The 25,720-nt window shown below is 42.3% G+C and carries 35 protein-coding genes and 5 pseudogenes; 23 read left to right on the top strand and 17 right to left on the bottom strand.

Annotated features, from left to right (window positions below; genetic code table 11):
• Window positions 1-219 precede the first annotated feature (219 nt).
• Window positions 220-924 (top strand): NUDIX hydrolase, encoded by a 705-nt coding sequence (locus KUH03_RS42625; RefSeq protein ID WP_257090637.1) that lies wholly within the window; start codon window positions 220-222, stop codon window positions 922-924.
• Between the two features lie 52 nt (window positions 925-976).
• Here KUH03_RS42625 and KUH03_RS42620 read toward each other — a convergent pair whose 3' ends face one another.
• Both KUH03_RS42620 and KUH03_RS42615 read right to left on the bottom strand, forming a co-directional pair.
• Window positions 977-1,390, bottom strand: a complete 414-nt coding sequence (locus KUH03_RS42620) for a peroxiredoxin-like family protein (RefSeq protein WP_257090636.1) — start codon at window positions 1,388-1,390, stop codon at window positions 977-979.
• On the bottom strand, window positions 1,353-1,616 hold the full coding sequence (locus tag KUH03_RS42615) for a hypothetical protein (protein ID WP_257090635.1): 264 nt from the start codon (window positions 1,614-1,616) through the stop codon (window positions 1,353-1,355). Before KUH03_RS42615 ends, KUH03_RS42620 begins: the two co-directional genes overlap by 38 nt.
• Before the next feature lie 167 nt (window positions 1,617-1,783).
• Here KUH03_RS42615 and KUH03_RS42610 point away from each other — a divergent pair, with 167 nt between their 5' ends.
• From KUH03_RS42610 to KUH03_RS42555, 10 genes and pseudogenes are all read left to right on the top strand, one after another.
• Window positions 1,784-2,083: a hypothetical protein gene (locus KUH03_RS42610; protein WP_257090634.1), complete on the top strand. Its 300-nt coding sequence runs from the start codon at window positions 1,784-1,786 to the stop codon at window positions 2,081-2,083.
• Between the two features lie 145 nt (window positions 2,084-2,228).
• Window positions 2,229-2,444, top strand: coding sequence for an SDR family oxidoreductase (locus KUH03_RS42605; RefSeq protein ID WP_257090633.1), 216 nt, complete (start codon window positions 2,229-2,231; stop codon window positions 2,442-2,444).
• Between the two features lie 8 nt (window positions 2,445-2,452).
• Window positions 2,453-3,621: pseudogene (locus KUH03_RS42600) on the top strand (DUF2867 domain-containing protein).
• Window positions 3,622-3,660: 39 nt separating this feature from the next.
• Window positions 3,661-4,059 (top strand): flavin reductase family protein, encoded by a 399-nt coding sequence (locus tag KUH03_RS42585; RefSeq protein WP_257090631.1) that lies wholly within the window; start codon window positions 3,661-3,663, stop codon window positions 4,057-4,059.
• 53 nt (window positions 4,060-4,112) lie between these two features.
• A complete protein-coding gene (locus KUH03_RS42580; RefSeq protein WP_257090630.1) occupies window positions 4,113-4,271 on the top strand; it encodes a hypothetical protein in 159 nt (52 codons plus the stop codon).
• Between the two features lie 545 nt (window positions 4,272-4,816).
• Window positions 4,817-5,173 carry an SDR family NAD(P)-dependent oxidoreductase gene (locus tag KUH03_RS42575; protein ID WP_257090629.1) on the top strand — a complete coding sequence of 119 codons (357 nt, stop codon included), beginning with the start codon at window positions 4,817-4,819 and terminating at the stop codon, window positions 5,171-5,173.
• Window positions 5,139-5,618, top strand: a complete 480-nt coding sequence (locus KUH03_RS42570) for an SDR family NAD(P)-dependent oxidoreductase (protein ID WP_257090628.1) — start codon at window positions 5,139-5,141, stop codon at window positions 5,616-5,618. Before KUH03_RS42575 ends, KUH03_RS42570 begins: the two co-directional genes overlap by 35 nt.
• A 64-nt stretch (window positions 5,619-5,682) precedes the next feature.
• Window positions 5,683-6,114, top strand: coding sequence for a hypothetical protein (locus KUH03_RS47570; protein WP_306429343.1), 432 nt, complete (start codon window positions 5,683-5,685; stop codon window positions 6,112-6,114).
• Between the two features lie 62 nt (window positions 6,115-6,176).
• Window positions 6,177-6,593: an AraC family transcriptional regulator gene (locus KUH03_RS47565; protein WP_306429342.1), complete on the top strand. Its 417-nt coding sequence runs from the start codon at window positions 6,177-6,179 to the stop codon at window positions 6,591-6,593.
• A gap of 76 nt (window positions 6,594-6,669) precedes the next feature.
• Window positions 6,670-8,153: pseudogene (locus KUH03_RS42555) on the top strand (MFS transporter).
• A 50-nt stretch (window positions 8,154-8,203) separates the two neighbouring features.
• Here KUH03_RS42555 and KUH03_RS42550 read toward each other — a convergent pair.
• The 8 genes and pseudogenes from KUH03_RS42550 to KUH03_RS42520 form a co-directional block, all read right to left on the bottom strand.
• On the bottom strand, window positions 8,204-8,560 hold the full coding sequence (locus KUH03_RS42550; RefSeq protein WP_257090625.1) for a YidH family protein: 357 nt from the start codon (window positions 8,558-8,560) through the stop codon (window positions 8,204-8,206).
• 148 nt (window positions 8,561-8,708) lie between these two features.
• Entirely contained in the window at window positions 8,709-9,527 is an 819-nt protein-coding gene (locus KUH03_RS42545) for an efflux RND transporter periplasmic adaptor subunit (protein WP_257090624.1), read from the bottom strand.
• A complete protein-coding gene (locus KUH03_RS42540; protein WP_257090623.1) occupies window positions 9,527-9,817 on the bottom strand; it encodes an efflux RND transporter periplasmic adaptor subunit in 291 nt (96 codons plus the stop codon). The genes KUH03_RS42545 and KUH03_RS42540 overlap by 1 nt, the downstream gene beginning before the upstream one ends.
• A gap of 174 nt (window positions 9,818-9,991) precedes the next feature.
• Window positions 9,992-11,086, bottom strand: coding sequence for an efflux RND transporter permease subunit (locus KUH03_RS47560; protein ID WP_306429341.1), 1,095 nt, complete (start codon window positions 11,084-11,086; stop codon window positions 9,992-9,994).
• Window positions 11,087-11,097: 11 nt separating this feature from the next.
• Window positions 11,098-13,133: pseudogene (locus tag KUH03_RS47555) on the bottom strand (efflux RND transporter permease subunit).
• 6 nt (window positions 13,134-13,139) lie between these two features.
• Window positions 13,140-14,570, bottom strand: coding sequence for a TolC family protein (locus KUH03_RS42530; protein ID WP_257090622.1), 1,431 nt, complete (start codon window positions 14,568-14,570; stop codon window positions 13,140-13,142).
• Window positions 14,571-14,606: 36 nt separating this feature from the next.
• On the bottom strand, window positions 14,607-15,002 hold the full coding sequence (locus KUH03_RS42525; RefSeq protein ID WP_257090621.1) for a hypothetical protein: 396 nt from the start codon (window positions 15,000-15,002) through the stop codon (window positions 14,607-14,609).
• Window positions 15,003-15,221: 219 nt separating this feature from the next.
• Window positions 15,222-15,512, bottom strand: a complete 291-nt coding sequence (locus tag KUH03_RS42520; RefSeq protein ID WP_257090620.1) for a helix-turn-helix domain-containing protein — start codon at window positions 15,510-15,512, stop codon at window positions 15,222-15,224.
• A gap of 157 nt (window positions 15,513-15,669) precedes the next feature.
• Here KUH03_RS42520 and KUH03_RS42515 point away from each other — a divergent pair, with 157 nt between their 5' ends.
• The 9 genes and pseudogenes from KUH03_RS42515 to KUH03_RS42480 all read left to right on the top strand — a co-directional run bounded on the left by KUH03_RS42515 (window position 15,670) and on the right by KUH03_RS42480 (window position 20,231).
• A complete protein-coding gene (locus KUH03_RS42515) occupies window positions 15,670-15,792 on the top strand; it encodes a hypothetical protein (RefSeq protein WP_257090619.1) in 123 nt (40 codons plus the stop codon).
• A complete protein-coding gene (locus KUH03_RS42510) occupies window positions 15,777-16,652 on the top strand; it encodes an aldo/keto reductase (protein WP_306429894.1) in 876 nt (291 codons plus the stop codon). Before KUH03_RS42515 ends, KUH03_RS42510 begins: the two co-directional genes overlap by 16 nt.
• A 65-nt stretch (window positions 16,653-16,717) precedes the next feature.
• Window positions 16,718-17,710 (top strand): AraC family transcriptional regulator, encoded by a 993-nt coding sequence (locus tag KUH03_RS42505; protein ID WP_257090618.1) that lies wholly within the window; start codon window positions 16,718-16,720, stop codon window positions 17,708-17,710.
• Between the two features lie 48 nt (window positions 17,711-17,758).
• Window positions 17,759-18,184: a DUF4440 domain-containing protein gene (locus KUH03_RS42500; protein WP_257090617.1), complete on the top strand. Its 426-nt coding sequence runs from the start codon at window positions 17,759-17,761 to the stop codon at window positions 18,182-18,184.
• A 106-nt stretch (window positions 18,185-18,290) separates the two neighbouring features.
• Window positions 18,291-18,452, top strand: coding sequence for a hypothetical protein (locus tag KUH03_RS42495; RefSeq protein WP_257090616.1), 162 nt, complete (start codon window positions 18,291-18,293; stop codon window positions 18,450-18,452).
• A pseudogene (locus tag KUH03_RS50055) lies at window positions 18,446-18,670 on the top strand (NAD(P)H-binding protein); the annotation flags it as partial. The gene KUH03_RS42495 and the pseudogene KUH03_RS50055, both read left to right, overlap by 7 nt.
• Window positions 18,671-18,784: 114 nt before the next feature.
• Window positions 18,785-18,964 carry a hypothetical protein gene (locus KUH03_RS42490; protein ID WP_257090615.1) on the top strand — a complete coding sequence of 60 codons (180 nt, stop codon included), beginning with the start codon at window positions 18,785-18,787 and terminating at the stop codon, window positions 18,962-18,964.
• Window positions 18,965-19,221: 257 nt separating this feature from the next.
• Window positions 19,222-19,419: a hypothetical protein gene (locus tag KUH03_RS42485; RefSeq protein WP_257090614.1), complete on the top strand. Its 198-nt coding sequence runs from the start codon at window positions 19,222-19,224 to the stop codon at window positions 19,417-19,419.
• Window positions 19,416-20,231 carry a serine hydrolase gene (locus tag KUH03_RS42480; RefSeq protein ID WP_257090613.1) on the top strand — a complete coding sequence of 272 codons (816 nt, stop codon included), beginning with the start codon at window positions 19,416-19,418 and terminating at the stop codon, window positions 20,229-20,231. The genes KUH03_RS42485 and KUH03_RS42480 overlap by 4 nt, the downstream gene beginning before the upstream one ends.
• Before the next feature lie 187 nt (window positions 20,232-20,418).
• Here KUH03_RS42480 and KUH03_RS42475 read toward each other — a convergent pair whose 3' ends face one another.
• Window positions 20,419-21,165 carry an SDR family oxidoreductase gene (locus KUH03_RS42475; RefSeq protein WP_257090612.1) on the bottom strand — a complete coding sequence of 249 codons (747 nt, stop codon included), beginning with the start codon at window positions 21,163-21,165 and terminating at the stop codon, window positions 20,419-20,421.
• A 103-nt stretch (window positions 21,166-21,268) separates the two neighbouring features.
• Here KUH03_RS42475 and KUH03_RS42470 point away from each other — a divergent pair, with 103 nt between their 5' ends.
• Window positions 21,269-21,607 carry a helix-turn-helix domain-containing protein gene (locus tag KUH03_RS42470; RefSeq protein WP_257090611.1) on the top strand — a complete coding sequence of 113 codons (339 nt, stop codon included), beginning with the start codon at window positions 21,269-21,271 and terminating at the stop codon, window positions 21,605-21,607.
• Between the two features lie 253 nt (window positions 21,608-21,860).
• Here the strand turns inward: KUH03_RS42470 and KUH03_RS42465 are convergent, their stop codons facing one another.
• From KUH03_RS42465 to KUH03_RS42445, 6 genes and pseudogenes are all read right to left on the bottom strand, one after another.
• Entirely contained in the window at window positions 21,861-22,064 is a 204-nt protein-coding gene (locus KUH03_RS42465; RefSeq protein WP_257097856.1) for an AraC family transcriptional regulator, read from the bottom strand.
• 203 nt (window positions 22,065-22,267) lie between these two features.
• Window positions 22,268-22,531: pseudogene (locus KUH03_RS50050) on the bottom strand (AraC family transcriptional regulator); the annotation flags it as partial.
• Complete coding sequence (locus KUH03_RS42460) at window positions 22,528-22,662, bottom strand: hypothetical protein (protein WP_257090610.1); 135 nt, start codon at window positions 22,660-22,662, stop codon at window positions 22,528-22,530. The gene KUH03_RS42460 and the pseudogene KUH03_RS50050, both read right to left, overlap by 4 nt.
• Before the next feature lie 219 nt (window positions 22,663-22,881).
• Window positions 22,882-23,790 carry an oxidoreductase gene (locus KUH03_RS42455; protein WP_257090609.1) on the bottom strand — a complete coding sequence of 303 codons (909 nt, stop codon included), beginning with the start codon at window positions 23,788-23,790 and terminating at the stop codon, window positions 22,882-22,884.
• A 226-nt stretch (window positions 23,791-24,016) separates the two neighbouring features.
• Window positions 24,017-24,475, bottom strand: a complete 459-nt coding sequence (locus tag KUH03_RS42450; RefSeq protein ID WP_257097854.1) for a carboxymuconolactone decarboxylase family protein — start codon at window positions 24,473-24,475, stop codon at window positions 24,017-24,019.
• Between the two features lie 40 nt (window positions 24,476-24,515).
• On the bottom strand, window positions 24,516-25,100 hold the full coding sequence (locus KUH03_RS42445) for a Crp/Fnr family transcriptional regulator (protein ID WP_257090608.1): 585 nt from the start codon (window positions 25,098-25,100) through the stop codon (window positions 24,516-24,518).
• Between the two features lie 100 nt (window positions 25,101-25,200).
• Here KUH03_RS42445 and KUH03_RS42440 point away from each other — a divergent pair, with 100 nt between their 5' ends.
• Window positions 25,201-25,314, top strand: a complete 114-nt coding sequence (locus KUH03_RS42440) for a DUF1398 domain-containing protein (protein WP_257090607.1) — start codon at window positions 25,201-25,203, stop codon at window positions 25,312-25,314.
• A gap of 36 nt (window positions 25,315-25,350) precedes the next feature.
• On the top strand, window positions 25,351-25,620 hold the full coding sequence (locus KUH03_RS42435) for a hypothetical protein (protein ID WP_257090606.1): 270 nt from the start codon (window positions 25,351-25,353) through the stop codon (window positions 25,618-25,620).
• Window positions 25,621-25,720: the final 100 nt, after the last annotated feature.

Genomic DNA, 25,720 nt, shown 5'->3' with positions numbered 1-25,720 from the left:
GTCAAATTAACATTTATTTTTTTAAATATGAAAGAAAATTTTCATATTTAAAAATTGAACTATCTTCATCTCATCGAAACAAGATAAATCCAAGGCTGATGGGTACGGGGTAATTCCAGCTTTCAAAAGCGGGAGTGCACATTGTACGATGCATTTGATCAGCTGTTTAGGTTTATCAAAAAAATAGATTAAGTCAAAAGAGAGACAAAACAATAGATAATGGAATATTATAGAGAAGACTCAGCAATCCTTTTAGCAGTAGACTGTATTATCTTTGGATTTAACGGCGAATCCCTGGAGGTATTATTGATAAAACGTGATTTTGAGCCGGAGCGGAACAAATGGAGTTTGATGGGAGGTTTTGTTCAACCGGACGAAAGTCCTGAATTAGCTGCCAGCAGGGTATTAAAAAAACTGACGGGGTTGGAAAATGTTTACATGGAGCAATGCAGTGTCTTTGGTGATCCAAAACGTGAGCCCAACAGCCGAGTTGTCAGTATCTGTTATTTTGCGTTAATTGATACGCAAAAATATACGCATATTTTAAGTGAGGAATATGAGGCCAATTGGTTTCCATTGCAAAACTATCCGACGTTAATCTTTGATCACGATCAGATGATTGCTTCGGCACAGCATCGCCTGCGGATGAAAGCAGCGCTCTATCCTATTCTGTTTGAATTATTGCCGGAGAAATTTACCATTCCCCAGATTGCCGCTTTATACGAGGGGGTATACAATATTGAATTTGATAAACGCAATTTTAGCCGTAAGCTGCTCGCCTCCGACCTCATTATCAAACTGGACGAAAAGGATAAGGAAAACTCCAAGAAAGGTGCTTTTTATTTTAAATTGAATACAGCCATCTACAAGGAGAAGATCATGTCATTTTTGCGCTATTTGCCAAGCTGGTTTCCCGAAAACTAATCCGGGAAAAACAGTGGCAAGTCCGCTGCTGCTGTAATCCTTTTCTATTTATTTATAACTGTTCGAGCAGCTCATCGATATTTAAGCGGTTCATGTAATTGGCATCCGCAAATCTGTAGGTAATCCTACCCCCTGTGTCAACGACAAAAACAGCCGGAACAGGTAATTCATTGCTGTTGTTCCCATTATAGACCGGCAGCTTTATCCCCAAACTTTCATAAACAGGAATCACCTCCTCCTGCAGTCCGAAGTCGATCCCGAGCTGTTTGGCCAAGGTATTGTTTTTGTCTGTCAATAGGTCAAAATCCAACTGCTGATCGGCTTTTAATTCTTTGCTGTAATCGGCCATTTGTGGGGAGATGGCGACAAGGCTTACCTGCCTGTCCGTGAGCTGCTTCAGATGATGTTGCAATGCTTTTAACTCGAGATTACAGTAAGGGCACCAACTGCCACGAAAAAAAAGCAAGCACCACTTTTCCTTTTTTCAGCAGTGTTTTGAGCTGTACAGTTTCATTTGCGGTATTTGGTAAACTAAAATCAGGAAATATCGCGTTTATGCCGACACTTTTCCCTTCGATGTTCTTCCCTTTCAAATCCTGAATAGATTGTGCGAATACCTCCAAAACCGCGGCCGGTAGCTGAGCTGCCAAATCCCGGTTCAGTTCGTCAATTTGCTGCTTTAAATTTTTCATATCTTATTTTCTATTTCCGCAAAGTTTTAAAAGATAATTTACATCCACAATACCGCATATAATTATCCCTATGGGTCAAAAAAGTCACTTTTATGCGAATAGCGAAAAGAGCAAAGAAAGAAAAAAATGTCCAGTAGAATTTACTGTGAATGCCATCAGTCTGCTTTATGTTGTCAATTAGCAGACTTAAAGCGCTATCTTTGTGTTATTATTTTAGCGACCTGAAGCTGCGGCAGCAGAAAGGTAGCAGCACAGTCATTACCCTTGGGCAAGCTCAGGGTGGTACAAAACGTTTTGAAGAAGCATTAAAGACGCTGCCCGGACTCCGCGATCTTTCTATAAACGGGCTTTCGATCGAATTAAAAACAGACAGCGATATGACAGCAATGGCCGTACGCCTGTTGGTAAACAAGGGCGCCGATATTGTTTCCGTAAACCGCAATGATTACCAGCTCGACGATATTTAAAAACATATTTTGAGAACACCTAATGAACAACTGTACCAATCTTTAGTGTGAATGGAATAATATTGCACCAAATGAAACAATTATCCTTATATTTTGGTATATTTGTATATCAAATAATTGCTATCTGAAATAAACAGTTCAGGATATGAGAATTCTCTTAACCGGGGTTACCGGATATATCGGAAAACGTCTTTTGCCTGTGCTGTTGGAACAGGGGCATGAAATCATTTGCTGTGTAAGAGATAAAAATCGTTTTGATACATCGGCAATCTCGGCCCCTATTCAAGTAGTTGAAGTTGACTTCCTCGATCAAAAGACACTAAAAATATCCCATCTGAAATTGATATTGCTTATTTCCTGATCCATTCCATGGCTACACAGTCGGGCGACTTCCAGCAAATGGAGACTGAATGTGCGACCAATTTCAAAAACTGTATTGAAAAGACCAATGCGCAACAGATCATCTATCTGAGTGGAATAATTAATTCAGATCACTTATCGAAGCATCTCGACTCGAGAAGAAACGTTGAAAACATCCTGAGTAGTGGGCGAATTCCCATCACTACCCTACGCGCTGGTATTATTGTGGGCTCGGGAAGCGCATCCTTTGAGATCATACGTGATCTTGTCGAAAAACTCCCGGTTATGATTACACCCAAATGGTTGCAGACAAAATGTCAACCCATCGCCATACGCAATGTGATCGAATTTATGATCGGTGTGATCGCTAATCCACATGCATTTAACAATAGTTATGATATCGGAGGCCCTGATATCCTTAGCTATAAAGAGATGTTGCTGCAATATGCTGCTGAACGAAAACTCAAGCGACACATCTTTATTATTCCGTTGATGACACCGAGGCTCTCTTCCTACTGGCTCTATTTTGTAACATCGACGTCCTATAACCTGGCCAAAAACCTGGTCGATAGCATGAAAGTAGAAGTGATCTGTAAACCGAATAATCTAGCGGACGAACTCGGTATTACGTTGATAAATTACAGACAATCCATCCGATTAGCTTTTCAAAAAATTGAAAGCGACAATGTGGTGTCCAGCTGGAAAGACGCACAGACCAGTAAAATTTTATCGGTCGGGCTCAGCAGGCTACTCGAAGTACCCAGTTATGGTTGCTTTAAGGATATCCGTATGGCTCCGCTTCAGAATAGTGAAGCATCATTGACCAAAATCTGGTCTATTGGAGGGAATTCTGGCTGGTATTATGGCAATTGGCTCTGGAAAATCCGTGGATTCATGGATCAATTGGTCGGAGGTGTGGGTATGCGAAGGGGCGAAAAAATAAAAGCGATCTGGCGGCAGGTGACGCACTTGATTTTTGGCGCGTATTAATCGCCGATAGAAAGACGAAAAGATTATTGCTGTACGCGGAGATGAAGCTTCCGGGAGAAGCTTGGCTAGAATTTAAGATTGAAGATAATATGCTACTACAGACGGCGACCTTTAGGCCCTTAGGCATCGCCGACGGCTCTATTGGTGTGCCGTATGGCCTTTTCATGGCTTCATATTTAGGGGCATGATAAACAGAATAGCTAAACCTTAAAAATAAGAATTGATAAATGATGGTTTATAATGAAAACGCAATTGCTACATTTGAAAGAAGATACAGAGCTAATTTTATCAACTCGTTGGGCGGATTTAAAAGCTTGGTATTGGTTGGGACCAAAAACAGCGACGGAAGTGAAAATCTAGCCACGTTGAGCAGTTTATTCCACCTGGGCGCAGATCCTGCACTTTGCGGCATTATACTTCGGCCAGCGACAATGTTTAGCAGTACGTTGGATAATATCTTGGAGCAGAAATGGTATACAATTAATCATATCTCACCCGAATTTGTGTATAAGGCGCATCAATGTAGTGCAAAATATCCAAAAGGTGTTAGCGAATTTGAACAGGTTGGACTTACCCTGAATATCTGGAAAATATTCCTGTCCCTTTTGTCCAAGAAAGTAAAATAAAATTCGCCTGCAGCTTTGTTCAGAAAACAGCCCTTGAGCTGAATGGTACAACATTGATCATCGGCCAAATTAAAACAGCTTTTGTGCCCGATAACTATATAAAAGATGATGGCTATATCGATATCGAAGAAGCCGGGACAGTTACCTCAAGCGGACTTGATAGTTATCATACGACATCTCGAATTGAAAGATTGCCTTATGCGAAGCCTTAGGCAACCTTTAGCGGGAATTTACATTTTCCATTAAAGGCGATATCGAAGCGATAAATTGCGCCAAATCTCTGTCGCAAAGTGCTGATCTGAATGCCTGTTTTCAAAAAACCAGTAGTCGCCTCTTTTTACTAGTTTCTGCTCAATTCCGTCGAGCAAAATCGGCAATTCCGCATCGAGCTTTGATAAAGACTTTTCAATAACACCAGTTGGTAATCCTGCCCTTTGTAAGTTAAGCGGAACACCTGCGAACGGTGTTGTTCCCCGCTTATCCCTTCCATTGTGACTTGCATAAATATAGATTTTCTAAAAATTTTAAAATACAGCAATTACGCCAATACGAATAGACTAAAAAGTATTGTAATCGATCGAAAAACCAGCCTAACAGCACATACTTTTTATAACGAATATCAACAAATAATCGTGCCAAAGTCGATGATCTTTTTTCAATTTGATTTGGTCATTTTGGCTACAATCAAGCTCAATTTGGCAACAAGTACGCTACGCCTTCTTTAGACATTTGTGGTATGGAATCAAACAATAACACGATGCAAAAGACAATTTTCATTACAGGAGCTTCTTCCGGTCTGGGAAAAGCAACTGCCAAACTATTTCAACAGGCGGGTTGGAATGTGATCGCAACCATGCGAAATCCCGAAAATGAAACAGAACTTAGCGAGATCGAAAACATTACATTATTAAAATTGGATGTTACCGATCCTGCCCAGATCAAAGAAACTGTAGCAAAAGCAATCTCTTTAAGCAAAATTGATGTCGTTTTCAATAATGCGGGTTATGGGTTAATGGGAGCGTTTGAAACATTGAGTGACGAAAAATACTTCGCCAGATCAACACGAATCTGTTGGGGTATTGCGCGTTACACAAGCATTTATTCCCCATTTTAAAGCACAGAAAAGTGGTTTATTTATTTCGACCACATCAATTGGTGGATTTATGGGATTCCCACTACATTCCATGTATCATGCGACAAAATTCGCTTTGGAGGGCTGGAGCGAAAGCATGTCCTTTGAATTGAAAAAGTTTGGAATATCGATCAAAACAGTTGCTCCGGGCGGAATAGCGACAGATTTTGCTAGCCGTTCTTTGGATGTGAACCGAACTTCCGACTATCAGGACATTGAAGACAAACTGTTCGAACAAATGGGTCTGATGATGCAAAATGCATCCACGGCCGAGCAAATTGCCCAAGTGGTGTATGAAGCTGCAACGGACAATAAAGATCAAATACGTTATCTGGCAGGCGAAGATGCACATGCGCTCTATGAAAGACGACTACAAATCGGGAAAGAAGCTTTCAGACAAGAAATCGCAAAACAATTTGAGGCATAATTTTTAAAAGAGCAACTGTCTCTCCGGGCAGTTGTTTTTTGTAAATTTGTAAAACAAAAACAGGATGCATAGTATCAATTCCATATCCGAATTTCATAGGCAATTGTCCTTGCCCGCCCCATTACATCCACTGGTAAGTGTCATTGATGTATCTGGAATCAAACCCGATGAAAGCGACATTTGGGAGCAGTTCTACGTGAATTTCTATAGTATTTCACTTAAAAAAGATGTTACTGCAAAATTAAAATACGGACAACACTATTACGATTTCGACAAAGGAACAATGAATTTTATTGCTCCCAAGCAGATCCAATCTTTGACGATTGCTGAAATCAGAAAGATGAATGTCGAATGCGGAAAAGGTTACATGCTTCTATTTCACCCTGATTTTTTGTATACACACCCACTAGCCACCAAAATAAAAACTACAATTTCTTTTCGTATGCGCTTAATGAAGCATTACATCTCTCCGAACGGGAAGAAAGAGACATTATAGAGATTTTTCTTAAAATCGAAAGAGAATATCAGCATATCGACAAACATACTCAAGGTATTATTTTGTCGCAAATTGAAATGCTCTTGCAATACAGCAACCGTTTCTATGAGCGTCAATTTATCACACGAAAAGCGGTTAACCATGCGCTGCTGACACAATTGGAAAAATTGCTCGATGATTATTTCGACAGCGAAGAAACATTAAAACAAGGGCTTCCGACTGTAGAACATTTAGCAGAAAGCCTTCATGTATCAGCACGTTATTTAAGCGATTTACTACGTTCAGTTACCGGTAAAAACACACAACAGCATATTCACGATAAGTTAATTGAAGAAGCCAAGGAAAAACTTACGGCGACAAGTCTTTCCGTTGCAGAAATTGCCTACCAACTCGGTTTTGAACATCCACAATCGTTCAATAAGTTGTTTAAGAAAAAAACCAATGTTTCCCCTCTAGTATTCAGACAATCTTTTAATTGACCGCTCCTCAGCCATCCACTCGATTTCCTGTTCCTGTATTTAATGGCCAGATTAATCTACTTTTAATTGCCTTTTTATGACTTTTCTTCTTTTAGATAGGCTTACTTTTGTCGCAAATGTCTCCCGTTCGCGATTTAAGAAGAGCAGAATGAAGAAAGAATCACGCATCATATCGCTCATTGTAGGTGGCACACTGCTTATGGAAATGCTTGACACCACGGCGATATCGACGGCCTTACCCAAAATGGCACATGATTTTGAGAGTAATGTTGTACAGCTCAGTGCGGGCATTACCTCCTACACCGTCATGTTAGCCGTATTTATTCCGATCAGCGGCTGGATTGCCGACCGCTACGGCGCAAAAAAGTTTTCAATTTGGCAATTATGGGATTCATACTTTCTTCAATCGCATGTGGACTAAGTACCAACTTAACAGCATTTGTCATAGCACGTATTTGCCAGGGTACAGCCGGGGCACTCATGGTACCAGTAGGCCGTCTCATTGTGCTCAAGCATACCGAAAAGAAAGATCTGGTCGAAGCGATCGGTTATATTGCCTGGGCTGGGCTATTGGGCCCTATTATCGGCCCCGTGCTGGGCGGATTTTTTACGACATATTTTAGCTGGCACTGGATTTTCTTTATCAATATACCATTCGGCGTATTTGCGCTGTGGGCAGTAAATAAATTTATTCCAGCCATGGACTCAGAAAATAACCGGCCGCTTGATATTATCGGTTTTTTTATCAGCGGTATCGGTCTTGCCGGAATCATGCTGGGTACTGAAATGATCAGCGCAGCCAAAGGCAATTATGCAAAACCACTTGTGGCTATTGCAGCAAGCTTTGCGCTAATGGCAGTTGCAGTCTGGCACTCCAAACGTATCAAGTATCCTTTGATCGACTATCGTATTCTCAAGGTAAAAACGTTCCGGATTACGGTATATTCCGGCTCGATCACCCGAATGGTGATCAATGTCGCGCCCTTTATATTGCCCCTTATGTTACAGTTGGGTTTTGGACTGAGCCCATTTCATGCAGGTCTACTCTATATGGCCAATATGTTGGGTAGTATGAGTATGAAACCGGTAGCCATGTGGATCACACGAAAATTTGACTTCCGTAAGGTCTTAATCGGAAACGGTATTATTTTAACACTTGTAACCGCTGGACTTTCCCTGCTTTCAATACAAACTCCGATCTGGCTTGTGGCGATTGTGTTCTTTTTCTCAGGCCTTACACGGTCGCTCCAATTTACAAGCTTAAATACCTTGGCCTACGCAGACGTACCAAATGAACAGATGAGCAACGCGAATACATTGTATAACACCGCACAACAAATGGCACTTGGTATGGGGATCGCCTTAGGAGCAGTAACACTTCACTTGGCAAGCAGTTATTATCAGGACAGCGTTTATCAGATGCGGGATTTTAGCTTGGCCTTGCAGTTAATTGCCGCTTTATCCTTGCTATCCTTAATCGAATATTTCAAAATTAAACCGAGCGACGGACGTAATTTAAGGGGACTACCGTCAAGCAAAGAAATCCAGAAAGCCGCTTAGCTTACATCAACAAAATTTGGGACTATTCCTCAGGTCGGATCAATAAGACATTATAAACTATCTATAAGATACCAGCTCAAAATAATCCCGATAATAAAAATCAGTACTGCTGTAATGGTAATCCCGAAGGAGCCCTGAGCAAAATTTTCATCTTCGATTTGCCTATTTGTTTTACGGTACTTAAAGAAGGCCAATATGACTGTCAATGCACCGATAATCACAATGGTTACACCCACAACGCCCGAATATCCATGATGTGATTGTGGGACTGCTCCGGTTTTCAGAACCAACTCGATCTGACGAATAAAGAGCGAAAACTTAACAACCACAAATCCAAAGCCCATTATGCCGAGGCTTGTTCGGATCCACGCCAAAAACGTCCTTTCGTTAGCAAGGTGGTCACTCACTTTTTTTTTGCACAATACTATTTGCCATATAAAAATAAATTTTGTTCAATAACTAAGTTAGGGATTTTAAAAAATTGACTGAATAGATTACTATGAAGAAAATGAAAGGTCCGGAAAGACCTTTCATCTAAAAAAATGGACAGTATACCTACTTATCCAAGGGAAGTTTGACTCCTTCTTTGATTTCGTCATTGGCATGCAGCAAGATCTGATCACTTCTGTTCAGCTTACCAAAAACTTCGGTAGAATCATGCGTGGATACCCCTTCTTTGATGTCCACAAAATGTGTCTTACCATCTATGAGCTGAATCACATACTGCCTTTCTGTCGAACGTACAATACTATTGGATGGCACCAATAAAGAATTGGCTCCGGCAGACAATGGAATATCGACCTCACAGTATAAACCGGGTTTGAGTTTGTTATCTGAGTTGGCGACATCGACCTCTATCGCTTCGGACTGCATGGCACCCAACGAATTTGCTGAACGGGCTATCATCCCTTCAAACACCTTATTCGGGGTGTTATTAAAACGATAAGCGACCTTTTTCGAGAGGTCTACTTTATCGACATAGGTTTCGGGGATCTGCACTTCCAACCGTAATTTATTGAGATCCTGCAGGATCAACAGGGGTTGATCATTTCCTTTTCCCGGTCCCACCAGTGCTCCTTCAGAAACGTTACGCTGCACGATGACACCATTAAAAGGCGCTTTGATATTCAGATAAGATTGCAACATTTCAACTTCTTCCACATTCGCTTTTTCCGACATGGCTACCGCTTCGTCAGCTTTCATCTTTGATAGCGCATTGTCCAGATCAAGCGGCGATACAGCCCCTTCCTCCTGTGCGGCATTTTTGAGCCTTTTATATTTATCCTTGCTCGCAGAAGCGGTCTCCTGTGCCTGTACAAAACGCGAATGTGCGGCCTGTACCGCAGCAAGCATTTCTGGTGCCTCCAGCTGCATCAGCAGCTGCCCCTTTTGACAACCGCTCCTCTGTCCACGAAGATATGCTTAACAAAGCTGTTCATTTTGGCATATATATTTACCTCATTAAAGGGTTTGAGCTTACCGGGTAAACGTACACTGCTGGACATGACTTTCTCTTGTATGACTGTTGTCTGATAGGTACTGGCCTTAGCCGGATTTTTCGGCGTCAGGTCAATCGGCTTTTCAGTGTGACCGCAAGCGGAAAGTAAGCCTGTCAAAAATAATAAATAGCCTATTTTTTTCATCCGTTTGATTTTCTTATTCATTACTCAATTTTGTCTTTAAGGCATGCATGCTGCCTTTGGCGGTTATATCTTTAAATACGATTCTTATATTGTTCAATGGTACATTCTTTCTTTATCATCGCAGTTCCTACTGTTGGATTTCGATTCGGAAAGCCCACTAAGTTTTTTAGTTTACACTATACGCGTCTTTTTCCATCAGCGGCTTTCGATGATCGGGCTCGTCCTTTGGCAACAGTGATTCGGAATCGAACGTTGATTTTCCTTCATCCACACAAACAGGAGCGGCAGAATAAAGAGGGCCGCAAAAGTGGAGGCAAAAAGACCACCAATAACGGCCCGCCCCAGGGGCGCGGCCTGTTCACCCGTCTCTCCCATTCCCATGGCCATGGGAATCATACCGGCAATCATCGCCATACTGGTCATCAGGATTGGCCGCAGCCGCGTTGTCGCGCTGGCCAAGGCAGCAGTCCTGGCATTGCGGAAGTCCAGCCGTAGCGCTTCAGCATTGGATACGATCAAAATGGCGTTGGCTACGGAGACCCCAGTAGACATAATCATACCCATGTACGATTGCAGGTTGAGCGTAGATCCGGTGAGCAATAGCATGGCCAACGACCCTAGGATCACTGCAGGAATAGTGACCAATGCGGTCAGCGAAAGCTTCACACTTTGGTAGTTCGCCGCCAGCAGCAGAAATATAACAACCACTGCACAGGCTAAACCTAATTGCAGACTACCCATGGTATCGAGCAATAGTGTCGACATCCCTTTCATTTCCACCACAACACCGCGTGGTGGAGCCGGAAGTTCGCGGATAGCTTGTTGCACGTCAGCTGTTGCTGTCCCCAGGTCCTTCTTATGGATATTTGCCATCACTGTCAAATACCGCCTTGGCCCCTGCCGGTCATATTCACCTGGTAAATATTGTGTATTGAAAGTAGCGATATCGCCCAAAGTTGGTGTAAGCTGCCCTTTCACCAGCGGAATTTCACGTAGCTCGTCCATTGTATTCATCACATATTCAGGCACCTGCACCTGTACCTGATAGGTATAGGTATTGTTTTCGTCAAGCCATTGGATCTTCTGGGTAAATCGGCTCGATGAAGTGCTGGCCGTTACCGAACGAGCAATATCATCCATCTGTAGACCAAGCTGGGAGGCTTTGAGCCGGTCGATCGAAATAGAAATGGTTGGCAGCCTGAGCGGTTGCGCGATCTGCACATCACGCAGATAGTCGATGTGCCGTAATGAGCTGACTACCTGATCCGCGTAGACCTTCAGTTCGTCCATTTTCTTTCCAGCTATGCGCACCTCGATCGGCGTTGCAGCTCCTGACTCATAATCTTTTCGGTCATATCAATAGGCTCAAAATTCAGGCGCAATTTGGGTAATTTATAATGGATATTACGCCGTAAGACATCTTTGAGTTCATCCATATTGACGTGATAGTCCGCATTCAGGTTCACCTGGATCACGGCTTCATGCGTCCCGGTATTGAATACATAGAGGTTGCTGACCCCATAGCTGCTGGGCACCAGACCAAGATAGGCCGAACTGATGGCGACCTGATGGTTGACCGTACTATCGATTACCTGCAGCACCTGTTTGACGGACTCTTCGGTACGCTCCAGCCGGGTTCCATCGGGCTCTTTGATCCGTAATTGAAACTGCCCATTGTTGACTTTGGGCATCATATCCTTGCCGATGTACACAAATGCCACTGCCGCAAGCGCCAGCGTGAGCAACAGATAACCGATGATGACTTTACCCTTATGGCGCATGGAGCGATATAGGCTGAAGCGATAACGCTTTTTGATCTTATCGAAAAAGCCCGGCGAGTCCGACTTGAAATGACCGATATGATGCTCTTTGAGCAACCAGTTGGATAAAATAGGTACCAAGGTCTGTGCCATAAAGTACGAAGCGATCATCGTCAATCCAATGGATAACGAAAGTGGCAGAAACATCGCCCGGGAATCCCCGTCATCATAAAGGAAGGTGCAAATACGGCCAAAATACAGAACAGAATCAATAGTAGTGGAACGGCAATCTCCTGACAGGCATTGTAGATCGCCTTACGCTTGTGTGTACCCTGTTCCTGATGCTGGTGTATGCTTTCAATGGTTACCGTGGCCTGATCGACAAGGATACCGATGGCCAGAGCCAAGCCGCTCAAGGTCATGATATTGATGGTCTGGCCAAACAATGTCAGCAGCAGGACGCCGATCAGGATGGATACCGGTATGGTGACGATAACGATCAGGCTGCTCCGCCAGTCGCGCAGAAACAAGAGTACCATGAGACCAGTAAGCAAAGCGCCGAGCCCACCTTCGTGTAAAAGACTCTGCACCGAGTTCATAACCGCTACTGACTGGTCAAATTCATAAGACACCTTCACATCCTCCGGCAGCAGATTCTGGATTTCCGGCAGCTTGGCCTTTAGATTGCTGACCACTGCCCAGGTGGATGCATCCGAAGTCTTAACGGCAGGAATATAAACAGAGCGCCGACCATTGATCAGTGCATAACTTACCGTCACATCCGAGGCATCCGATACGCGTGCGACATCTTTGATATAAATCGGGATCCCATTTTTTGTCAGAATTGGGATATCAGCAAAATCTGTAACATTCTTGATCAGTGAATTGATGGTGGTTACATACATTGTATTGTTGAGGTGCAGGTTACCGGATGGCGACATCACGTTAAATTTGGACAACGCCATCACCACCTCATCGGCGGTCAGGTTGTAGCTCCGCAATTTATTGGGGTCCACATTTACCGTGATCGTCCTGGAATTGGCGCCAAATGGTGGCGGCGCGGAGAGGCCCGGTACAGCAGAGAACATGGGGCGTACCAGCGTGCTCGCCATATCGTAAATCTCCTTGAGGCTTCTTGTCTTTGAAGAAAGCACCAACTGACCTACGGGCAAAGAGGAAGCATCAAAACGGACCACCTGCGGTGGCAATGCTCCCGGCGGAAAAAACTTCATGGCACGGTTTACCTGCAGCGCCACCTGCGCCGAAGCTTCGGCCATATCGGTATTTTCGTAAAAACTAAGTTTCAGGAGCGTAAGCCCCTGGATATTTTTGGCGGATATATTTTTAATGCCATTGACATAGAGAAACTGATCCTGCATCCGGGAGGAGAAAAAACCTTCCATCTGCTGTGGGGACATCCCGCCGTAAGATTCAATGACGTAAATTGTCGGTGAATTGAGCTGCGGAAATATATCGATCGGTATTTTCAGTACAGCGAGTACCGAAAAGAGCAGCAGGCTCAGGGTGATGATCACTGTGGTAATCGGCCTTCGTAAAGCAGCTGTGACTAGTGACATAAGTGATTAGTTAAAAAGTTGAAGAAAGCCATCGACATTGTTCTGTGCCACCACCTGGTGAAACAATGCCAGATAATAATTATACTTGGCGGTGATGTAATCGCGCTCTGCCTGATTAAGCATATTTTGGGCAACATTGACCTCCACGATATCAATTAGCCCATTCTTATACAAGGAAAACTTCTGGCGGTAGGCGGCATTTGCTGCCTTGGTCTGACGCGGAATTTCCTTCAGACGTCTTTCTGCAGTTGCCACTTCAGTGGCCGACTGTGCTATATTCATGGCGATGTTGGCCTGTTGTTCCTGTAGCTTTTGACCAGCCTCGTCCACCCTAAGACGCTGCGTATTGAGTTTTACCTTTTTGCGGCGCAGATCAAACAGGTTGTAGTTGATCCCTAGACCAACAAGGTAATTACCACGTTGCAGCCCAAAGCCATCGGCGAGCGAACCATAACTATTATCGCTATGTACACTGGATGCCCTTCCCCAGACTGCGCCAGATAGAAACAGCTTGGGACGGTAACTGTTGGCAACCAGCTTCTCTTCCATCTTCGTCTTGTCGAACAACGCATTATAGTAGGCGATCATAGGATGCTGACGGCCGCCATCGAGTTCAATGGGCGCGTTCTTTACCTGCTCGAAAAGAATCTTTTCTGCAGTGGTATCCGCCACAATCTGTGCTGGGGACATACCCGCCAAAGTAGCCAGCTGAATCCGCAGTTGCTGTTGCTGGTTATCCAGTTCGATGAGGCCAAGCTGGCTACGCGATATTTCAGCATCCGCCATGCTGGTATCCACCCCTGCACGAATTCCACTTTTGACCAGCGCAAAGATCGATTGACGTATTTCCTGATTACGGGCTATACTGCGCGACTGAATTCCGATCAGGTCATGCAACTTCAATAACTGCAGATAACTATAGATCGTGAAGGACTGTAAGTCATACTTCGACTGTTCAAAACGGCGGTTCTCCACGGTCACCTCCGCCTGCGCGAGCTGATCCTGGGCATTGAATTGACCAAAATTATAGACCTCCCACTGGAAGGCCGCAATGCCAAGATTGCTGCTCACAGCCTGATAATTATTATTGGGACGTATACCACCATTATTGGTCGGCACGAGACCAAATCCGAAGTAAGGCCCCGGCACATTATTATTGGAGCCGACGTCTGCCTGATACGAGAGCTGTAGGCTCGGCAGACGGTTGTTTTTGGCTTCTGCGGCGCGGGCCTGCTGCACCTTTGTACGGACATAGTCGGTGCGTAAGGATGGCGCATGCTGCGTTACCGACGACAGCAGCTGGTTGAGTTTGATAGGCACATGACTCTCCTGTCCATAGCTAAACAAGCTACAGCAGAGCAGCACATGCCCCATAAGGACAAGTTTCTGAAACATATAAAAGCTTATTTTAAAATAAATGAATGTTTGCAGTCCCATTGGGACCCACTCAATACGATTAAAATCGCTTTTTTATCATAAAGTCAGCTGAAGATTACGCAGGTATAGCCGTTCGAGTGGCAATACTATTTTAGAAAAGAAGTTACCAATCGAAAACGTGCTCGAATTCGGAAAGAATAGATTGAAAAAATGAGTAATGAAAAACTCCTTTACCTTAGCGACAAAGTGACGAAGCGGCGAGAGCGTCAGACAGACAACATCTTTTACATCAACCCAATCCAGGTATTCCTGTTTTCGTTTACTAAAGGCTTTGATAACGGTGATAAACTCATTCTCGCCCTGCGTTTTGCCTGATGATAAAGTGAAAATCCGATCAAAGGCTTCACGATCAGCAGCATCGCACTTATCAGTAAGAGAAATTGAAATATAACTCGTCTTAACATAGGTTGTTTGATATCTAAAGCACAGCATTTTGATTTGTGTACGCTACAAATATAAACAATGACGCAGTAGGCGAATGTAACATTGACGTAACGAAACCTTTTGTAAACATGATGTTGCAATCACATTGCTCCATTCAGATATCCAACAAAGCTACAAGGGCAATTTGAACCAGAACGTTGCTCCCTATCTTACCTCACTTTCCACGCCGATAACACCACCGTGATTCTTTATAGGTTATGACTAGGCTTAAAAAAACTGTTCCAATTCATTTCTGTGATCCTCGCCCCATTGGGCCGTTACCTCGATGACCGGTATAAGACTTTCACCTAACCCAGTCAGTTCATATTCTACTTTCAGCGGAAGCTGATCAAAGACGACTTTATTGATTAATCTGTGTTCAATCAACTGGCCAAGCTGCGCATCAAGAACACGACGGGTTGCATTGGGGATTTTCCGCTGCAGCTCACCCGGACGCTTGATACCTGAATGTATTGCCCAGAGCAGATTTATTTTCCATTTTCCCTGAACAACCTGCAAAAACAGATGTAAACCACAATCTAAATTGACCGGAAGCTTTTTTTTCGTACATAGCTGATATATTTTACGAAGGTATAAAGTGAGTATAGATAAATTTATCCGTAATTGACACGGTTACTTTATGCCCTTAACTTTGCAACAAAGTAAATATAAAAATATGAAATACAAGTTATTTGGATCAAAAACAGGACTGCATGCCAGTGAAATAATATTGGGAGCAGCCAATTTTGGAACAAGAAAAGGCTACGGAGCCGATCCTGAGGAATCAAAAAGATTTTAACAGCTTATGCAGATGCAGGTGGTAATTTTATCGACGTATCTGATGTTTACCAATTTGGAGAAGCAGAAGAAATCGTTGGTAATTTTATACAAGGCCGGCGAAGCAATTTTATTATCTGCTCAAAATATACCAGAAGCAGCGACCCCAGCCCTGCAATCAGTAATTTTGGAAATAACCGTAAATCCATGCGTCAGGCTGTTGAACAAAGTCTGAAAAGATTGAAGACTGATTACATTGACATATATATGCCTCATTATGATGACGGGGTAACTCCGCTGGAAGAAATAGCCATAGGGCTACAGGATCTGATCAGAGAAGGAAAAATACTGTATGCGGGACTGACGAATTTCCCGGCATGGAAGGCGTCGGCCATTGCATCAGCAATGAAACTCACTGCTTTACAGATTGAATATAATTTATTGAAACGTACCGCAGACCGTGAACTGATCCCGATGGCTAAGGAATTTGGTTTAGGAGTCATGATGTACTCGCCATTGGCGGGCGGACTGCTCACCGCTAAGTATAGAAAGGGCGAAGCGGGACGCATCAGTCATTCTAATGACACTGAATATACGGAAGACGAGAAAACCAAACTGGTCATTGATGAACTGATATCAATCGCGGAAAAATATGAAGCAACTCCCGGTCAGATTGCGTTTGCATGGAATTTATCAAAAGAGGCATTCCCATTGCTAGGAGCGCGAAATCTCAATCAATTTGAGCAAAGTATTAGCGCTACTGAAATTAATTTGACAGCTGAGGAGCTGGCCAAACTAGATGCTTTAAGCTCCATTAGCCTCGGGTATCCGCACGATCTGTTGAATACGGTACGTGGTTCATTTTTGAAAGATTCAAACTAATACAAATACGAAAGAATTAACATAAAACGTAATCTATAGCAATTCTTAAAGTATATAAACTAAATTTGAATTTAAAATTGCGCCACATGCCAAAAAGAGATTCTATTTTAGTGAACAGCATGGATTCCAGCAGCGGTATGGCTGTTGGCCTATGGGATGGTTCAACTCCGGGCATCCTAAAAGCGCTGAATCCACATCGGCATGACCACTATACCTGCATGCTTGTTGAAGCTGGGCAGTTGGAAGTCTTATTTGATTTTGAACAGCTGACCATGCCTGCAGGAACACTTTTTGTCTGCCCACCGCACCAGGTACATCAGATCACCACGGCTTTAGGGGCATCTGGTTATTACATTTCTTTTGAAGGCCATCATATGACCAAATCAGCCAAGGACATACTTGATGCGTCTTTAAATGAAACCATTATATTATCACTTTCAGCGGCGGAGCAACAATGGTTTACGGCAATCCTAGACTCCCTGAAAAATTTGGACAGTATAAACAATACCGCAAATAAGGAAGTGCAACAGCCCTTGCTGTCAGCTTTTATAACGCAGGCGGTAATTTGTCACGATCGCAGATCGGCCGCTGGGTCCATAAGTCACAGCCCCAGGGTTATGAGTATAACCAACGAATTCAGAAATCTTGTAAAGCGTGATTACCGCAGCCTTAAACGCCCCGCAGCATATGCCCAGAAGCTAAATATCTCCGTGGCCCACCTAAACGATGTCGTTAAAATGGTGACGGGCTTATCCGCATCCGCGTTGATCCAGAAGGAAATACTAAGCGAAGCACAGCGCCTGCTCTATTATTCGCAATTAAGTATTAAGGAAATTGCGGTCCAGCTAGGTTATAAAGATACCAAGTATTTTATCAGGCTTTTCACAAAAAAGCTGGACGATCACCTGGTGATTACAGAAAGACACTACGCTCAAATCCAGACCTGGACTAGACGATCCTATCCTATTCAACTCAAACACTGCTTCTTTTTTTGTCCACCTTTTACCTTTGTTTGTCAGTTTTCCTGCATTCATTTTTTGATCAATTTTGCACTATAGATACACTGTACGGTATAGTATATCGCATAATATAAATTCTTAGGTCTTATGGAAGATCATAATTTAGCAGAGAATCCAACTTATAAATTATCAACCACCCCTGAAGGAATTGTCGATTCTCTTTTGGTTCATTTTAATTCCAGGGATATTGAAACCATGCTCGGCTTCTATGAGGATGATGCAGTCGTTATCAGTACCAGCGGTGAGCCCAAACGCGGAAAAATAGCGATCGCCCATGAGCTGCAGCAGTCCTTCGGATTTGGATTGCCGATGGAAATTGTTGCCCGGAATATTTATTCGACGGATAATCTGGCTTCACTGGTCCTGCATTGGAAAATCGCCGGAACAGGAAATAACGGCGAAAAAGTAAATATTACAGGAACTTCAAGCGATTACGCCAAGAAAGGGCCTGACGGATATTGGCGATGCTGGTTTGGAAATCCATTCGGCGTGCAGGTACGCAGCTTATTTTAATCAATTTTACAAATTTAAATAGTTCAGATATGAAAATCTTAGTAATCGGTGGTACAGGTCTTACCGGGAGACTGGTCACAAAAAGCTGGCAAACCTTGGTCATCAGGTGGTCATTGGCTCGCCTTCACATGGAGTGGATCTCATGACGGGAGAAGGTCTTTCCCAGGCGCTGGAAAATACAGAGATCGTAATCGATCTATCCAATTCCTCCTCTCCTGAAGAAGAAAATGCAATCCACTTTTTCAGACCGCAGGAAAAAATCTGGTAAAAGCGGAGCAGACCGCAAACATCAGGCATCACCTCGTACTTTCCATTGTCGGAACGGACGATGCGCTGGAGATCGGATATCTTCGCGCAAAGAAATATCAGGAAGACAACATCAAGAACTCCGGAATACCTTATACAATCATTCGTTCAACACAGTTTTATGAGCATACTGATGCCATCATTGCCGTTCAGGGACAGGCTGACGAGGTATTTGTTTCGAAGATCGACTACCAGCCCATTGCCCTGGAAGATGTCACAGATTACATTGTACAGTTTGCACTCGAAGAGCCTAAAAATGGTACGGTAGAGATTGCTGGGCCTACAAGGGCAAATATGGATGATTTTGTGGCAAAATATATTGCGATATCCGGGAAGCCCATAAGGGTTGTTTCTGACGAGGATAGCAAATATATGCATCTTGCTGTTCCTAAATCCCTGCTTGTTCCTGCTGGGCAATATAATGCTGGCAAGATTCATTTTGAGGACTGGGCGCTGAATACTGTGGTAAGTTAAGCCGTTAAAAATGATCACTTCGCTAGATGCTCTTTCGTAGTTCTTTTATCCTTAAATGCAGGTCGGTGTCGACTTGCATTTATTGTTGATCGCTATCGAGATCAGCCTTTGAATATTGTTCCAAGTAAGTTGTTTCCTTTTGAGTACTACCAAACTAGATTTTGCCAAAACTTATCATTCCTAAAGTAAATAACACGATATTGCAATATATGTCAATAGCTGATTGTCATACGAATATTAGAAAAAACAGATTTAAAATGAAAAATAAACTAGCCGCTCTATTAATTGCTATCCTTCCAACCTTTCTATTTGCACAAAATATTAATTCCGAAAAACTTGATACTTATTTTAATTCAATTGAAAATAAAAATCTAGGGATCGGCAGTCTATCTATATTTAAGAATGGGAAAGAAGTCTATACCAAACATTTTGGTCAAAAAATATACCTGGATTGATCTACAATCAAAGTACAAAGTATCAGGTTGGCTCTGTTACCAAAATGATTACAGCAGTTCTAATTTTTAAGTTAATCGAGGATAACAAATTACATTTGACCGATAAACTTGCTGAGTTCTATCCTCAAATTCCCAATTCGGATAAAATAACCATAAAACATCTTCTTGGCCATACCAGCGGACTAGGCAGTTATGTTGTTAAAGATGGCGAAGTATGGGTAACTGAAAAAACAACTGATAAACAAATCATGGACCTGATCATCCAACAGGGGAAAAATTTTGAACCGGATGAAAAGGTCGCTTATTCAAATTCCGCATATTATCTACTTGCAAAAATCCTTGAAGAAAAATACCGAAAGTCCTATCAAAAAATTGTTAGAAATGAAATTATAAAACCGCTCGGATTAAAAAATTTAGATTCTTTCAGGCCCAATCAAAAAAACGTTTATCCACCTTATCGCTATAATGATAATTCTTGGCATCTATTAGATAAAGATCTCGACTTTCTTAATGTTATAGGCGTCGGCGACATTGCTGCAACCTCGTATGATTTAAATGTCTTCGTGAACAATTTGTTCCACAACAATATTATTAAAAAGGAAACGCTTCAGTTAATGGAACCTCTAATAGGAAAAGAAAATTGGGGAAGAGGAATCGCAGTCTGGGATTTTGAAGGGACCATATTTTATGGACATGGTGGGGATACCCTGGGATCCCATGCGGTTCTAATTTATAATAAAGAAGCCGATATTTCAATTGCTTATAATACCAACGGTGAACGGATCAAAAAGGAAGATTTCATAAAAATGTAGTTAATGTTCTTTATGATAGAGAGGTTAAACTTCCAGAACTTAAGTAAGTTTTCCTCATGTTCCAGATGCCCTTTGCTGAGCTGGATTTCCTAAAGATCGATACGTTAAGTAGTTGGTGTATATCATTAGAAAGTGCTGGAATTTTTTCAAGCTTCCAGCACCCACATTCCAAAAAATGAAGCCCCAATTATAAAACCATTCCACCGTCCATAAGGATTTCTGTTCCGGTCATGAAACTTGCCACATTGTTATCTGACAGGTAAATAACAGCTTTGGCTACATCTTCCGCAGTTCCCATTTTTTGTAAAGGGATTCCGCTGATTAACCATTCATCAAGACCTTCCAATGTTTTTTCATCCAGTCCTGCTTTGGTCATAATCTCCGTTTTTGTAGGCCCCGGGCTCACTAAATTTACTCTGATTTTTCTTGGTGCCAGTTCTGCAGCAGCGGTCTTCGCAATGGAATTCAATGCTGCTTTGCTTGCCTGGTAAATCGAGCTATTTGGTTTAGATGTGGTCGCGACGTTGGATGAAAGAAATACCACTGAAGCACCATCGTTCAACAGGGGAATAAATTTGCTCAAGGTAAAATAAGCTCCTCTGAAATTAATACCCATTACATCGTCAAAATTTTCGGCACTCATATTTTCGATCGGACCTAAACTTCCAGTGATGCCTGCATTAATAAACAGGATGTCAACTTTTCCGAATTGCTTTTCAACTTGGGTTTTGAAATTTTCAATATCTTCCAATTTCCCTTGATCTGCCACAAAAGAAATAGCCCCTAACGCTGCAGCAGCCTTTTCAATGGCTTCTTTTCGTCTTCCGGTGATAATTACTTGTGCTCCTTCTGCTATTAATTCTTTTGCGGTTGCATATCCTATTCCGCTGTTTCCACCTGTTACGATGGCTAATTTGTTATTGAACTTATTCATTTCTTTGATTTTTTTACAAAGTTATAGGGGAAATGGTATACTTTTGTTATCAGTATAACGGAGTATATCAGTATCATCAATTATATCATTTAACTTTGTGATCATGGAAAGAGATCAGACAGAAGAACTTAGAGCTTTGCAGGACACACTCTATTTCATTGGAGGAAAGTGGCGAATTCCTGTTATTAATTCGCTTTGCAACGGCAACCGACGTTTTCGCGAAATTGAAAGAAGTATCCCCGGGATTACGACAAGAATGCTTTCAAAAGAACTGAAAGATATGGAGTTAAATAAGTTGGTTAAACGAACTGTTTATCCCGATATTCCTGTTTTAATTGAATATGAACCCACTGAATATTGCAGGACTTTCGGGACTATTATTTCGGAAATGATTATTTGGGGTAGAGAACATCGAAAAATGATTGTGGAGGATAAGGTTTAGAATCGTATTATTTGTGCTACAGTTGTTCGGCTAAAAAGCCGCTGATGATAGTACATATGAAATGCTTACAAAGTTCTTTAAGGAAATAGGTCATCCTGTAAAGCCATGAATTAAACAGAGATTATTATTCCCTATACACAAAGAACAATAACAATATGTATCATGGCCGTTGCGCTATTAAATACCCAGGATAGTTTTTTTGGTTTAACCTCACAGTCAAATGGATTTTTAGTTGAACTTTTGCTAATTGTTATTAAATGCGATTTGAAACTGGCTTTGCTATCTCATTTGGCGTCTTTCCAAATTCTTTCTTGAACGCGTAGGAAAAATGCGACAGGTCTTCAAAACCTACTTCGAGATAGACATCACTTGGTTTCTTGGATTGCTCGGCGATTTGAAAATAAGCTTCCTGCAATCTTTTCTTCTTGAGCCAGATGCCCGGGGTCGTTCCGAATATGCGTTGAAAATCCCGCTTGAAGGTCGATAGGCTCCTCCCCGTAAAAATGCAAATTTCTCCAGGCTGATGTTAAACCTGAAATTTTTGTTCATGTATTCCTTTAAATTAATCCGATCAGGTAACGAGAAATTGAACAATATGTTAATCAGGTCAGGATTCGATTTCAATAGAATAATCAATAATTCCTCTCTCTTTACGTCAACAAAATCCGCACTGATCTCAAGATCACCGGTATAGTAAGGTTCCAGTGATATTATAAAATTCTGGATGAGCTTGTTTTCCGGTATAAAAATAAAGGAGTCACTGATGGTTGATGGCCGGACGTCATAAACATGCCGTTCAAGGAAGCGCTTCAGGAATGCTTCATCCAGGGTGATGATGATTTTTTCAAAAGCATCATTGTCCTTGTATTTCGTATAACGTACCAAATGATTTTTCCGGGCGATACAATAGTCGCCCGGTTTCATTGTGTAGTTTTCTCGCCGTCATAAGCCTTCATATCGCCCTTCAATAAGTATAGAAAATAGTTTTCCGGTATATAGTTCTCGGGAGAGATCTCCGGGCCAAGGTGACAGGATTGGATGTTGTTAACTTTCATGGTTTACCAAATATACTGTTCCTACAGATTAATTTTGCGTGTTACTGAAATTGTAGCTGTCCACACTTGCAAGTATCGCTTCCTCTCCGGTGCGGAGAGCGTGCGCAGTGTTGTTCTTACGGTAAATCCTTTTTGAGTAATGCAAGAATAATATTTACGCCCAAAAATCCAGTACCGCCGGTTACTAAAACTGTTTGATTGTTCATTTCGGATCAAGTATTAGAATTTGTAAGTCAATTGTATGGCGTTTTCGGCATATTCCCAGAGCCTTTTGGCAAGCGCTTCATCGTTCATGGCTGCTGTATGATGGCCGGACAAGGCCGGATATCCCGCATATTCTTTCGGACCGTCCGGGCCGTAGAATTTACCACCCTCAACGGATGGATCTGTTGCTGCAAACAGGCTTGGCAGGGCACCCTGCCACGGCTCCATCACCTGATCAAATGCAGCAACCATACCTTCCAGATTTTCACCCGGGATATTCCGCTGTAAATCGGTTCGCGTGACGCCGGGATGCGCCGCCACAGAAATGGCCGATATACGGGCATTTTTGAATCTCCGGTCCAGCTCGTAGCTAAACAAGATATCTGCCAGCTTGCTTACGGCATATTCACGCCATTCATCATAGTTCTTTTCCAGTCTGAGGTTGTCAAAGTCAATGCTGTCCACCAAAGTAGCCGCCCCACTGGAAAGTGTCACTACTCGGGCATTGGCGGTCTGCTTAACGAGCGGCAGCAAATATCCTGTCAGCGCAAAATGCCCCATAAAGTTTACGCCGAACTGCATTTCAAAGCCATCATCCGTTTTAGCAGCTGGAGGAACCATCACTCCGGCATTGTTGATGAGCATATCCAGTTTTGTATGCTTTTGCATAAAGTGATCTGCAAATTCCCGAATCAGGCCGATGTTTGCGAGGTCCAGCATTCCATAGTCCAATGTTCCCACCCCAGCCGTTTCGGACTGAATTTTTTTGATAGCATCTTTTCCTTTCTGGAAATCCCTTGCGGCAATGGTCACATGTGCACCTGCTTCATACAGCGCTTTTGCTGTTTCAAACCCTATACCGGTGTTTGATCCGGTAACGATTGCTATTTTCCCCGATAAATCAGGGATGTTATTTTTGTCCACATAACCTTTAATTTTTTTACAAAGTTCGTCGAATTGCTGTTATGTCGTTTTGTTGTGGAGTTCAAATTTCCTTTGTTGTGAAGGTCAACTCTGTTGATTATAATCTGATGGCCACTGCTCGTTTTTGCTGGCCGCGTTACATCGCCTTTGCTATAGGATTTATCAGAATAAGGGAGCTTATGAAATACTTCTGGTCCATTTCCACAGCTCCCTATAAACGTACGTATTAATCTTCTATTTCCAGATGAGTACTCAAGGCAATACGGTTCCAGCCATTGATGGTGACGATGAGCATGATGATCTGAGCGATCTGGTTTTCGGAGAAAATCTCGGATGCCTTGTTGTAGGTTTCTTCACTTAATCCGTTTTGGTGTATAAGGGTTACTTCCTCCGTCATTGCCAGTATGGTCTGCTCTTCCTCGGTGAAAAATTTGGTAGCCTCTCTCCAGGCACTCAACAAAAAGATACGCTCTGGTCTTTCACCGTTTTTGATGGCATCCTTGGTGTGCATGCTAATACAGTAAGCACAGTTGTTGATCTGTGAAGCACGGATTTTGGCGAGTTCTTTAAGCGTTTGCGAGATCTCAATTTTTGACAGATAGCCTTCCAATCCTAACATTGCTTTGAATGCCTGTGGTTCTGTTGTGCTGATGTTGATTCGTTTTCCATTTTTCTTATTTTTTATTTTGATACTACAAAATTGGATAATAGAGAGCCGGAAAAATTTAAACGGGTTTAAGAAAAATTTTTTTGCGGATTTCGCTGAGATACTCGGGTGTAAAGCCTAGATAGGAAGCAATGAGATATTGCGGTACACGTTGGAGAAATGCAGGTTGATTCTTGAGAAATTGACGGTATAGCTCTTCCCTAGAGTGTTCGTAAAGCATCTTGACACGCATCTGAGCAGCGGCATAGGCTTTCTGGTACACCATGCGAAAATACTTTTCCATGACCGGGTGATTTTCCATTAGATCATTGAAGGCATTCTGGCGAATGACCAGGATTTCCGTTGGCTGTACAGCCTGAATATAAAACTCTGTGGGCGTCTGATTTATATAAGAGAACGTCTCTGTCATCCACCAGTTTTCGATCGCGAATTCAGTAGTCTGCTGAACACCCTTTTCGTTGATGAAAAATTTTCTTATAATTCCATCCAGTACAAAATAACTTGCTTTGCAGATCTGCCCTTCGGTCAATAAGTTTTCTTTCTTTTTAAGCGTCTGGGGCTCAAAATATCCAGTAATGTCGGTAAATTCATCATCGGAAACCTTTATAAATTTATCCAGGTGTTTTTTGAACTGTTCAAGCATTATTTTAAATCTGTTTTCATCATTTTTAGTGCCATTAAGATAGTAAAAAATAAGTTATGTAACCTTAACATACTTGGTCTGATTCTTTTAGTATATTTACTTGCCTGCCTACATTCAGGGCATTAAAAAATTAGGCGTTACCTGTTACGAAGCTTATGTTGTGGATGGTCAAAAGCCTTTGGCCATTGGTTACAATGATGATACGGAAGAGTAACTATCCTATATTAGTTAAATTAAATACAAGAAAAAAATGAGCCAATACTTTTGGATTGCCATACCTGCAGAGCTATTTTTTCAGTATTGCGGAGAAACGATGGAAAAACATCGTGCGCACGCCTATATTGAAACGATAAACCGCGGTTCAGGCAAGCGTAATTATGTGAAATATAACAAGGAAAATCAGTCGGCGTTTTTGGAAAGCTTTTCATCGGCGGATTATTATGGTTTTTTCTGTCTACCTATCCCTTTTCAGATCAGGAGACAATCACAAGCTCCGGTCTCTTCTACGATTCGCCTGTAGCCGAATATACAATCGCAGGAAGTGGTGGTTATGAAACTGATCGTACAAGAGAAATCATCCACCTGCGGCAGATCATGAAGCAAGCTGACAAATCCTCAAA

The sequence above is a fragment of the Sphingobacterium sp. E70 genome (assembly GCF_019285695.1).
Lineage (GTDB): Bacteria > Bacteroidota > Bacteroidia > Sphingobacteriales > Sphingobacteriaceae > Sphingobacterium > Sphingobacterium detergens.
This window is presented reverse-complemented; position numbering and strand designations above follow the sequence as displayed.